This is a genomic window from Paenibacillus sp. V4I9 (assembly GCF_030817295.1).
GTDB lineage: Bacteria > Bacillota > Bacilli > Paenibacillales > NBRC-103111 > Paenibacillus_E.
This window is the reverse complement of record NZ_JAUSZE010000001.1, coordinates 2,728,679-2,739,887: the sequence shown is the minus strand read 5'-3', so window position 1 is coordinate 2,739,887 and position 11,209 is coordinate 2,728,679. Positions and strand designations below refer to the sequence as shown.

At 45.1% G+C, this 11,209-nt stretch carries 11 protein-coding genes; 2 read left to right on the top strand and 9 right to left on the bottom strand.

Annotated features, from left to right (window positions below; all coding sequences use genetic code 11):
* Positions 1-195: 195 nt before the first annotated feature.
* Positions 196-834 carry a GNAT family N-acetyltransferase gene (locus tag QFZ81_RS12535; protein WP_307443875.1) on the top strand — a complete coding sequence of 213 codons (639 nt, stop codon included), beginning with the start codon at positions 196-198 and terminating at the stop codon, positions 832-834.
* 68 nt (positions 835-902) lie between these two features.
* A complete protein-coding gene (locus tag QFZ81_RS12530; RefSeq protein ID WP_307602957.1) occupies positions 903-2,087 on the top strand; it encodes an acetoin utilization protein AcuC in 1,185 nt (394 codons plus the stop codon).
* A gap of 60 nt (positions 2,088-2,147) precedes the next feature.
* Here QFZ81_RS12530 and QFZ81_RS12525 read toward each other — a convergent pair whose 3' ends face one another.
* From QFZ81_RS12525 to QFZ81_RS12485, 9 genes are all read right to left on the bottom strand, one after another.
* Positions 2,148-2,849 (bottom strand): 5'-methylthioadenosine/adenosylhomocysteine nucleosidase, encoded by a 702-nt coding sequence (locus QFZ81_RS12525; protein WP_307602955.1) that lies wholly within the window; start codon positions 2,847-2,849, stop codon positions 2,148-2,150.
* Positions 2,850-2,937: 88 nt separating this feature from the next.
* On the bottom strand, positions 2,938-3,942 hold the full coding sequence (ccpA, locus tag QFZ81_RS12520; RefSeq protein WP_307602952.1) for a catabolite control protein A: 1,005 nt from the start codon (positions 3,940-3,942) through the stop codon (positions 2,938-2,940).
* 181 nt (positions 3,943-4,123) lie between these two features.
* Complete coding sequence (locus tag QFZ81_RS12515) at positions 4,124-4,531, bottom strand: hypothetical protein (RefSeq protein ID WP_029195585.1); 408 nt, start codon at positions 4,529-4,531, stop codon at positions 4,124-4,126.
* Between the two features lie 124 nt (positions 4,532-4,655).
* A complete protein-coding gene (locus QFZ81_RS12510) occupies positions 4,656-5,198 on the bottom strand; it encodes a type 1 glutamine amidotransferase domain-containing protein (RefSeq protein ID WP_307602950.1) in 543 nt (180 codons plus the stop codon).
* 1 nt (position 5,199) lies between these two features.
* Complete coding sequence (gene ptsP / locus QFZ81_RS12505; RefSeq protein ID WP_307443888.1) at positions 5,200-6,939, bottom strand: phosphoenolpyruvate--protein phosphotransferase; 1,740 nt, start codon at positions 6,937-6,939, stop codon at positions 5,200-5,202.
* On the bottom strand, positions 6,936-8,825 hold the full coding sequence (locus tag QFZ81_RS12500; RefSeq protein ID WP_307443891.1) for a glucose PTS transporter subunit IIA: 1,890 nt from the start codon (positions 8,823-8,825) through the stop codon (positions 6,936-6,938). The genes ptsP and QFZ81_RS12500 overlap by 4 nt, the downstream gene beginning before the upstream one ends.
* 197 nt (positions 8,826-9,022) lie before the next feature.
* Positions 9,023-9,727 carry a hypothetical protein gene (locus QFZ81_RS12495; protein WP_307602948.1) on the bottom strand — a complete coding sequence of 235 codons (705 nt, stop codon included), beginning with the start codon at positions 9,725-9,727 and terminating at the stop codon, positions 9,023-9,025.
* Positions 9,728-9,925: 198 nt separating this feature from the next.
* On the bottom strand, positions 9,926-10,351 hold the full coding sequence (locus QFZ81_RS12490) for a CoA-binding protein (protein WP_307602947.1): 426 nt from the start codon (positions 10,349-10,351) through the stop codon (positions 9,926-9,928).
* Between the two features lie 11 nt (positions 10,352-10,362).
* On the bottom strand, positions 10,363-11,181 hold the full coding sequence (locus tag QFZ81_RS12485) for a C39 family peptidase (RefSeq protein ID WP_307443896.1): 819 nt from the start codon (positions 11,179-11,181) through the stop codon (positions 10,363-10,365).
* Positions 11,182-11,209: the final 28 nt, after the last annotated feature.

Below are 11,209 nucleotides of genomic sequence, written 5' to 3'. Positions count from 1 at the left end.
CCGCTTTCACTTTACTGATTAATTCAAGCAAAATGTGATCGATTTTTGACATATTCTATTATATCATAATAGGAAATATTCGCCTACGTTAAAAATCCGTCTTTTAATTCCAACCAAAGTTTGGTATAAGAATACTATGACCTAACGGAAAAGGAAACGTTCATCATGCTTTTTTTTAAAAGGAGAGCTAAGGTTATGCAGCATATCAAAATATACCACTCACACAGCTTGCGCGCAGCTCCCGATCAACCCGAAATTATCATAGAGGGTCCTGTTTCAGCAGAAACCTTGCAGGAACTTGTTATGCATACCAAATTAGATGCGTTCCGCAGACCTAAGGAGCAGTTAGAGGCACTAGTCGAAATCGCACAATTACCTGAAGGACGTATCATCCTAGCAAGAGACGGCTCCACCATAGTCGGCTATGTCACCTTCCACTATCCAGACGAGATTGAGCGTTGGTCACAGGGGCATATGCAGGATTTAATTGAACTGGGCGCCATAGAAGTTGCAGACGACTACCGATCCATTGGATTAGGTAAAAAGATGATTCGACTCGCTTTCGAAGATGAGCAGATGGAGAATATCATCTGTTTCACCACAGAGTATTATTGGCATTGGGACTTGGAAACAAGCAAATTAACAGTCTGGGAATATCGTCAAATGATGGAGAAGCTAATGAAAAGCATCGACATGATCTGGTTTGCTACTGACGATCCAGAAATTTGCTCACATCCAGCCAACTGTCTTATGGTGAGAATCGGCAAAAAAGTGCCAATCTCTTCCGTTGAGCAGTTTGATCGCATTCGTTTTCAGCAGCGTTTCATGTATTAATTTCTAAGTAATCGTGGGATTTCTAGGGCTTCAAGCGAAATTGCTAGTCCATTCGGGGGAATTAGGATATGAACAAGAAGGCAAATCCTGTCTTTATCTATGATGATCAAGAAATTCAATATAAATTTAATGAAAACCACCCGTTCAATCAAGATCGCCTTACGATGACGGTTGATCTGCTGCGAAAAGCCGGCGCGCTCCCTGACAGCGCGCTAAGGACTCCTCGCTCCGCGACAGATAGCGAACTGCTGCGGGTTCATTCACCCGCTTACATCGAAGCCGTGAAAGCGCTTAGCTGTTCCGTGCCGGATGCCGCCTGGGTCCGAGAAGCAACGCGATTCGGACTTGACACCGACGACACGCCCTACTTCGCCGGGATGCATGATACCACGGCGAAGGTCGTGGGCGGCTCCATCACCGCAGTCGATCTGGTGATGTCCGGTAAGGCTCCGCACGCCCTTCATCTTGGCGGCGGATTGCACCACGCCCTGCAAAGCAAGGGCGCAGGTTTCTGCGTCTACAACGACGCGTCAGCGGCGATTGCGCATGCCAAAGAGAAGTACGGCGCAAAGGTGCTGTACATCGATACAGATGTGCATCATGGAGATGGCGTGCAGTGGGGCTTCTACGCCGATCCTCGGGTATGCACACTTTCTATCCACGAGACGGGGAAATATTTATTCCCCGGCACGGGCGCCGTGAACGAACGCGGCGAAGGCGACGCGTTCGGCACGAACATTAACATGCCGGTGGAGCCCTACACCGAGGATGAGTCGTGGCTGGAGTGCTTCGGCGAGGTACTTACCGAGACGATAGCACGCTTCCAGCCAGACGTCATTATCTCGCAGCATGGGTGCGATGCCCATGCTTTTGACCCGCTCGCGCATGTACATTGCTCCATGCGCGTGTACAAGGCTATGCCCGAGCTGATCCACTCCCTTGCGCATAAGTGGTGCGAAGGGCGGTGGATAGCGCTCGGGGGCGGCGGGTACGACATCTGGCGTGTCGTACCACGGGCTTGGAGCCTGCTCTGGCTCGTCATGAGCGAGCAGGCGATCTTAGATCAGCTGGAGGCGCAGCCCCAGCTGCAGCTGCCACAGGCGTGGCTGGACGCCTGGCAGAGCAAAAGCCCTGTCCAGCTGGTGGATACGTGGCTGGACCCTGTAGAGGCTTGGGCGCCGATTCCAAGGCGCCAAGCGATTGCCGAGAAGAACCGGCAAACGAAGGAACTCGCCATGATGTATTTGAAGTAGAAATAAAAGCTCAGAACCGCCGCCATTTCGGCGAAGTTCTGAGCTTTTTTTATAACTATCTTAAAGATGTTTCACGATATCCTCAACCATTTTGTACGAATTCTCAGATGCCTGAACCGTAAACTCAGCAAAGTTAATATGAGCTGATCCATCTGCTTTATCAGACATCGATCGCAGCACGACATAAGGAGTGGCATTCATCGAGCAAACTTGAGCAACCGAAGCTCCTTCCATTTCGACACAAACGCCACCAAGCTCTTCATACAGGCTGGCAACAACTTCTCTGCTTGCAATAAACTGATCCCCTGAGAGCACTCTCCCCTTTTTAACCTTGCCTGCAAACAGCTTTTCACCCGAAGCCACAGCCAACTCAACAAGCTTGCTATCCGCTTCGAAGATGGAATTCGCCTCATAAGGGATGACGCCACGTGGAAACCCAAGTGCTGTAACATCCATGTCATGCTGCATGCATTCACTCGATATCACGAGATCCCCGATATTCAGCTCTGGATCTAATGCTCCCGCTACTCCCGTAAAAATAACAGCTTCGACGCCAAAGTTATCAATTAAAATTTGGGTTGTCACAGCCGCATTCACTTTCCCTACACCTGTCCGGCACACGACAACTTGCTTGTCAAAATACATACCTTCACGAAACGTAATGCCGGCTTTGATCGTTTCACGTACATCGGTCATATGCGAAATTAGCAATTCTATTTCTTCGTTCATCGCTCCGATAAGAGCAATTTTATTCCATGTCATTTCATTATCCTCTTTCCCTTATCAACATGAGAAAACCTCTAACGAGATCACCCCCAAAGGAATGACCTCGCTTAGAGGTTTGATTTGATTAAGATTGTGTAACGGAGTTGCGGTAAATAACTTCGTGCGGCAGGATGACCTGCATATGATCCGTTGATTCTTTATTCATCAACTTCGTTAGAAGACGCATCGACACGGCGCCGATATCATACATCGGTTGGGCTACTGTCGTTAAAGTCGGTCTAACCATGGAAGCCATGCGGATATTGTCCACACTCATTACGGCGATATCTTGCGGTACTCTGAGTCCATTGTCTTGAATCGTATGAATGGCGCCAATCGCCATCTCGTCTGTTGCGGAGAAGATCGCTGTTGGTCTTGGTGAAAGCTCCAAGAAATAGTTCACAGCGTCTACACTTGACTCATAACGATAGTTCCCAATGCGAACATATTCATCGCGCAGTGGAATACCTGCTTCATCCAATGCTTTTTTGTAACCTTGATATCGCGCAAATCCATTCGCTGGATCATGCAGCGTTCCGGATATCATCGCAATGTCACGATGACCGGCTTCAATAAGCACATTTACAGCATCGAAAGCTGCTTTCTCATGATCGATATCCACGGATGCCATAGCTTGGTTCTCATCCTTCGTGCCACATAAAACGACAGGTACGGAAGACGTACGGAATGCCTGTGTATGTTCCTCTGTTACTACGCCACCCATGAAGAGCAATCCATCAACCTGCTTCTCAAGCAAGGTGTTAATAACACGAATTTCTTTTTCTTTCTTCTTGTCCGCGTTACACAAAATGATATTGTAATGGTACATATTTGCAATATCTTCAATCCCGCGTGCAACTTCAGCAAAAATGGAATTGGAAATATCGGGAATGACAACACCGACTGTTGTTGTCTTCTTACTTGCTAATCCCCTTGCTACCGCATTAGGGCGATAACCGAGACGCTCAATGGCTTCAAAAACCTTCTTACGTGTTTGTGGCTTAACGTTAGGATTGTTGTTTACAACCCTAGAAACGGTTGCCATCGAAACTCCTGCTTCTCTTGCTACATCATAAATGGTTACGGTCACGGTTACTCTCTCCATTTTCAAAAGTATTCTGCGATCCTAGTATATTATCGTTATGATACGACAAATTAATCCATCTTGCAATGTATATTGAAAATGCTTTGAAAATAATTTCAATGTTTTTTCAAAAGATGTACACATTATGCATAAAAGCCAACCCCCACTGGGATTGGCCACGTACTGCTTATGTCGATATTGCACTCTGTGTGATTTGTGATAACCGCTTGCGAATTTCTTCGGTCCATGGTTCATCACCCAGCGATTGTGCTAGCAATAAGATGTCCAAAAGTTCATTGATTCGTTCTTCAACGATCTTTTCCATGGAATCATTCATATGCTCTTTTTCTGTCACCTTCAGCAGCAGAAAAGCAACTTCCGAAAGCTCATGAAAAAAGAGTTGCTGCTTCTCAGGCTTACTCCCCAGCCTACCGATTAAACCGGTAAGTTCGGGTTTAACATGAGGAACAACTTCACTGCGACCACACGCTTCACATGAGTAAATAGGTACATTCTCAATGTCGACTTTGTTTTGATAAATAACCGTACGCAGACGAAGGTTCATCGTGCGTCCGCACTTACAATACTTTTGCATTCTAACACTCCTTCACTGGCGGGCGGCATGTACATGAATTGCTTGTACTATGATATTCTACGATTTTAATCGATTTCCTGCCGAATGAAGAGTAGTAGTTTTTGCCACCTATGGTAGTTGAATGTTACTTTCCCTGTTGTTTATTAAATTGAATAAGCTCATCCACAAATCGCTTGGAAAATGCGGGAAGATCTGGTGGGCGACGCCCAGAAATAATGTTGCGATCGACAACCACTTCTTCGTCCAACCAAGTTGCTCCCGCATTTTCGAGATCATCTCGAATGCCTGGCGTAGACGTCATCGTGTACCCCTTTACGATTTTCGCCGAAATCAGCACCCAACCTGCATGACAGATTTGAGCAATAGGTTTAACTGCCGCGTGAAACTCCTGTGTAAGACGAATCACGTCCGGATAACGACGCAGCTTATCAGGCGCCCATCCTCCCGGAACATAAAGGCCGATGTAATCGGAAGACTTTACTTCATCGAAGGCATAATCTGTCGTAATAGGTACACCATATTTACCGTGATACACGGTTTTTGCCTTAGGACCAACAATATCCACAACGACCCCGGATTCACGCAAACGTAAAACGGGATACCACATTTCTAAGTCTTCAAATTCTTCATCAACAAAAGCTAATACTTTCGTTCCTGTCAATTCCATGCTAATTTCCTCCTACTATGGATTCTGTTTGTTCGGTTTGAGCAAGCAATTCTATGATTTCATCACTTGTTTTGCAAACTAGAATTTCATTGACTAACTGTTTGCACTTTTTAGCGTCACTGCTTAATAAACGGTGTTTTACTTGTAACAGTGTCTGCACGGAAATACTTAGTTCTTCTATTCCCAATCCCAGCCATATCGGAAGCGCTCGGATGTCACCCGCCATTTCACCACAAACGCCTACGGGAATTCCTACACTTTTGGCCGAATCGATCACATGTTTGAGAAGCCTAATAACTGCCGGATGATAAGGATTATATAAATGCGCAATGTTTTCATTCATCCTGTCCACGGCTAATACATATTGAACAAGATCGTTCGTTCCAATGCTCATAAAATTCACTTCACTTGCAAGGACATCCGCGATGAGAGCTGCAGCGGGCACTTCAATCGTTAATCCAACTTCGATATTTGCATTATATAGCAACCCTTGTGCATGCAATTCCGCCTTGGCCTTCTCGAGAAGAGCTTTAGCCTGACGCACCTCATCCAAGGAAGTTACCATAGGATACATAATTTTCACGTTGCCGTAATGGCTGGCCCTTAGAATCGCTCTAAGCTGTGTCATAAATAGATCTTTACGATCCAGCGAGATACGAATCGCCCGATACCCCAGAAATGGATTATCTTCTTTTGCAAGCGGCAAATAATCGAGCTTTTTATCTCCGCCAATATCAAGCGTTCGGATTACAATGGGGCGACCTTTAAGCTGTCTCGCTGCTTGACGATAAACTTCATACTGCTCCTCTTCGCTGGGCAGCGAATCGCGGTCCATGTAAAGATATTCCGTCCGGAACAAACCTACCCCAGAAGCGCCATTGCGTAAAACCTGATCGATCTCCAGCACGGAATTGATATTGGCATGTAAATTCACATAACTCTTATCCAACGTTACTGGAGCAACGTCAGCTATCTCTTGCAAGCTTTCTTTGAACTCAAGCCAATTCTTTTTGCGTGCTTGATACCGCTCAATCGTTACTTTATCAGGATTGATGTATAAGGTACCCTCTTGTCCATCGATGATCAGGAAATCGCCATTTTGAATGGGCCGTAGAAGCTTCCCTTCCAAACCCAGCACATACGGTACGGACATTGCTCTTGCCATAATGGATACGTGCGAATGTGTGCCACCGAGAATCGTTAACAGACCAAGCACATTAGCTGGATCCAAATGAGCCAATTGAGATGGTGTTAGCTCCTTGGCGACCAATATGTAAGGATGGTCGATCGGTGGTACCGTTGAGCTTGTATCGCCAAGCAAGTGTTTCAGAAGCCGGTTTCCGACATCTTTAATATCAAGCGCTCGTTCCTTCATATATTCGTCGTCAATAAGATTGAACATATCGACAAATTTATCGATAACTTCTTTTACGGCGACTTCCGCCGCCTTGTACTGCAGCTCAATAATCCCTTGAATCTCGTTCATAAAAATGGGATCTTCCAAAATCGCCAAATGTGCATCAAAAATATAGGCTTGATCTTGTCCTACAACATCCTTAATCTCTTGCTTAATGATCTCTAGCTCATCTTTGGAAGATCGAATACCATCATACAAACGTTCAAACTCATAGGACAAATCAGTGACATCAATCATTTTCTCAGGAAAATCCCACTCCCAAGTAGGTATGACAAAAGCCTGACCCATCGCGATCCCTGAAGACGCTCCTATTCCTCTGATCATCCCTTCGTCCCCCCCGTTTGTTTAGTAGGCTTTAGGACAACAGACATCACAGAACCTTGGCCTTTTTTGACAGCTTTAAATGGAGCAAAGCTCCAGGATTTAACAAGATCGGGATTCGTAATAATCATCGGTGTCGCCATCGATGAAGCGAATTTTTTAACTTTATTATAGTTAAACTTAACAAGTAGTTGCCCCGGTTCCACGTGATCGCCTTCTTTTACTACCGCATTAAAACATTTACCTGGCAAGCTAGACGTATCGATGCCAATGTGCAGCAGGACCTCCAAACCTTCCTCGGTCAAGATGCCCAGGGCATGCATAGTCGGATAAATGTGCATAATGGTCCCGGCAACAGGAGAAACCAGTTCTCCTTTCTCGGGAATAAAAGCAACGCCGTTTCCTACCAAACGCGAAGCAAAGATACGATCAGGCACTTCTTCAATCGGGATCATGCGTCCTTGCATTGGCGAAGTAAATAAAACCACATGAATATCCTTGCGCAATACTTTCATAATCTCTTCACGAATTAGCTCTGAGAATGTTCCGAACACGACCTGAACATTGCCTCCTCCAAGACGGATGACGCCTGCTGCTCCTAAGTGTCGTAATGCCGTGATGTCCATCAAACGATCATTGACAAGTGTAAGACGCAATCTGGTAATGCAGGCTTCAATCTTCTTAATATTGTCTTTCCCACCGAGTGCTTGCAAAATAAGTGGAGATCGATATGGGATATCGCCTGCCCACTCTTCGAGAGAAGATCCTTCTTCTCTACCAGGTGTAGGAATCTGGAACCGCCGTATAGCCCAGCGGAACAAGAAATAGTAGAGAAGCCCATAAACGATACCGATCGGTATGAGCAATAAACCGTTATGCGATAGGTGCAAATTAATGACATAGTCGATGGCCCCGGCTGAATAAGAAAAACCATGATGAATATTTAATTCATAAGCCAACCACATGGCCGCTCCAGATAAAATCGCATGAATAACAAATAAATACGGAGCTACGAAGAGAAAGGCAAATTCAATAGGCTCAGTGACGCCGGTTAAAAAAGAAGCTAGCGCTGCCGTCAAGAATGTCGCCTTAATCTTCGGCTTCAAATCTTCCCGCGCTTCCCCAATAATCGCAAAAGCGATTGCTGGAAGGGCAAACATCATAATGGGATATAATCCGGCCATATACATACCCGCTGTCGGATCCCCGGCAAAATACCTAGGTAAGTCCCCATAAGCCATATGCCCCGTTGGGGTCTGATAAGCACCTACTTGAAACCAGAAAAAGTTATTCAAAATATGATGCAAACCCGACGGTACGAGAAGACGATGCGCGATACCATAAACAAAGGCACCTACACCGCCTAATCCAAGCAGCCAGTTGGAGAGCTTGCCCATCCCCATTTCTAAATAGGGGCCAATAGTGATCATAATATAAGACACTACAAGCGTGCACAGCCCCATAATAAGCGGAACTATGCGGGGGCCACCGAAAAATTGTATGTATTCCGGGAGCTTAATCTCTTTACAGCGATGATAAATAATAGCTGCCAGTAATCCAATTAATATCCCACCTGGTACACCCAGTTGAAATTGAGTCCCCAGCTCATGTTCAATAAGTCTTGTGAACATAAAATAGCCCAGCATGGCTGATAAACCAGCAATCCCAGCACTTTCTGTAAGGCCTAGCGCCACACCAACAGCGAATATGATTGGTATATAATCGAAGACCGTATTCCCAGCCAACAGCAGCATATCCCCTAAGCTAGATGCGTGAATGACATCCCAAGGTAGATCCCCTAGACGAAGCAACACAGCAGCAATAGGAAGCGCAATGGTAGGCAGCATTAATGAGCGGCCAAGCTGTTGTAAGTTCCCCATCCAGTTCAAACGTATGCTACCTCCTAAGAGTTTTGCTTTAGCAAAACTGACATCGTAAGCATAAGCTCAGCATATTCGAAGAAAACTGCCTCGTAAGCATAAGCCCACTCTTATCAAATCGTAAAGCTTGTTAGCCTGTTTGTCAAAACAAAATAAGCAGGTCGGTATTCGACCTGCTCATAAACTCATTCAAAACGGTTCCCCGATTAAAACGAGGAATTGGATCCGAATTGTTGCCCCATGCCTGGATTATTAAATCCGGGATTAAAGGATTGAAGCGATTGTTGTGGATTGTTTTGTTGCATGCTTTGTTGCGATCCATAGCTACTCTGGAAGGATTGTTGAGAAGGTGTCGAGGATTCACCACGCAAATACGCATCATGCCCTGGTTGATTCCCACGATAGTTCGCCGTATGGAAAGCGTTTGGTGAAACGTAAGCTTGTCCATATGGTTGTTGATTCGACTGTGCAGAACTAACGAACTGACTAGAAACAAATGGTTGTTGAGCAGATGCATAACCAAATTGTTGGGATTGATTAGAAGCAAATTGGTTGTTCACTGGGATATAAGAAGAATATCCGCTTTGGAAGCCTGATTGTTGTTGTTGAGTTGGCATCGAAGAATCGCTACGTTTGTAAGCATCATGGCCTGGTTGATTTCCACGATAATTCGCAGTGTGAAAAGACTCTTGAGAAGTTGCTTGAGCTACTTGAGAATTCCCTTGGTTGAATCCTTGGTTGAATCCTTGGTTAGCTTGCCCAGCGTTAGATTGATTATAGAAAGATTGTACAGCCCCAATAGGTTGGTACTGTTTTTGGAAACCCTGGTATTGCGCATTATTCCCCTGAAAACCTTGTGAAGATTGATAACCTTGGGAAGCATTCCCAAAGCTGTTGTTATTGTTGTACATTTGTAAATCCTCCTCGGATTCTCATATTTTTGGGCACCTTTTTTGGGGCCTTTTTTATTCTCTCCGCTTGTTGATTTTTTATTTATGGAAGCCATTGGGATGTTCATTAGAAAATGACAACATACAGAAAACCGCTTCCCCCTTACCTATTTTGGTAAGAGAAAAGCGGTTTTTAGTTTTGTCCAAAGTGCAATGATTTTAGTTATTTCGAGGATTTAGAATCGCATCTTCCACTTTAATACAGCGGTCCATAATGACTTCTAACCCGGCTTCGCTAGCAATACGTCCGGCTTCTTCATTCACAATATCGAGCTGGAGCCAGAAAACCTTCGCTTTAATTTTAACGGCTTCTTCAGCGACAGGAACCACTTGGTCAGCACGGCGAAACACATTGACGATATCCACGGGTTCAGGAATATCAGATAAAGAGGCGTAGCACTTCTCGCCAAGTATTTCGGTGGCGTTCGGATTGACAGGAATGATCCGGTATCCCCTGCTTTGCATAGCCGCGGAAACCATATACGATGTTCGATCTGGTTTATCAGATAAACCCACTACGGCAATATTACCCGCACTCGCTAGGATCTCCTTAATGTGCTCTCTTGACGGATTTTCAAAAGTCATGCGTTTCCCTCCTATTTTTTCAAGTATGTGAGACCTTGTTTCCCCATTGCGGTCCAACTGTCGATAAACTGATTTTTGTTTACCTGCACTTGCTTTTTTCCGCTTAATGGATCATTCAAGTATACATTATTCTCATCATATCCTACCAATAATACAGCATGTTCAGCATATGTCGTCTGGATAGGTCCCTTAGGTGTGTCCCAAGTTACCCATTTGTAAGGTAAATTGAAATCAATCGTTGTCCAAATAATAACAGGAATATCATTCGCAATCTGCTGCTCGTACATCTCGAAGGACTCGCCTGTAATGTCAATGGCTTGAGGTATATACGATTTCAGCAGTGGAAATAGTCCGGAATGATAGATGCCAAAACCTCTCTGTTTCCGAGTGACATCGCCTACGAAACCTGTATTAGGATTTCCCCAATAAGCAATTGAACCGTCCGCATTTAATGTGGCTGGTGTATCATCCTTAGGCATTTCTGCAGCAAGTTCCATTTTTGTTTTTGTAATACCATGATACTGCAGCAGCATCGTTAAACTTGTTATTTCACAGCCTGCTGGCAGTTCTGGTAGTTGTGCAAAGACAGGCGCATCAATCATTGCTGATTTTTTTATCTGGATAGCTGGCGGCGGAGATGCAACCTCATTTACTTTCACGGATGCTGAAGGCTTGGCGGCAAGTATTGCAGGACTTGACGCAAATAACGCTGGTTCTTTACCAGTCGCTTTGGCATACAGCAATACAGCAATTACACTGCTTGCAAACACAAGTCCAGCAACGAGGAAGAAACCGAACGTCACCTTTAAACCCTGCCAAATAATCGTCATGCTGACTCACCCATTCGTTGTTTTGGGA

Bases quoted from the DNA above. Each gene is read 5' to 3' on its own strand.
- QFZ81_RS12535 (WP_307443875.1), top strand. From the start codon at position 196: ATGCAGCATATCAAAATATACCACTCACACAGCTTGCGCGCAGCTCCC.
- QFZ81_RS12530 (WP_307602957.1), top strand. From the start codon at position 903: ATGAACAAGAAGGCAAATCCTGTCTTTATCTATGATGATCAAGAAATT.
- QFZ81_RS12525 (WP_307602955.1), bottom strand. From the start codon at position 2,849: ATGACATGGAATAAAATTGCTCTTATCGGAGCGATGAACGAAGAAATA.
- QFZ81_RS12515 (WP_029195585.1), bottom strand. From the start codon at position 4,531: ATGCAAAAGTATTGTAAGTGCGGACGCACGATGAACCTTCGTCTGCGT.
- QFZ81_RS12510 (WP_307602950.1), bottom strand. From the start codon at position 5,198: ATGGAATTGACAGGAACGAAAGTATTAGCTTTTGTTGATGAAGAATTT.
- ptsP (WP_307443888.1), bottom strand. From the start codon at position 6,939: ATGATCAGAGGAATAGGAGCGTCTTCAGGGATCGCGATGGGTCAGGCT.
- QFZ81_RS12495 (WP_307602948.1), bottom strand. From the start codon at position 9,727: ATGTACAACAATAACAACAGCTTTGGGAATGCTTCCCAAGGTTATCAA.
- QFZ81_RS12490 (WP_307602947.1), bottom strand. From the start codon at position 10,351: ATGACTTTTGAAAATCCGTCAAGAGAGCACATTAAGGAGATCCTAGCG.
- QFZ81_RS12485 (WP_307443896.1), bottom strand. From the start codon at position 11,181: ATGACGATTATTTGGCAGGGTTTAAAGGTGACGTTCGGTTTCTTCCTC.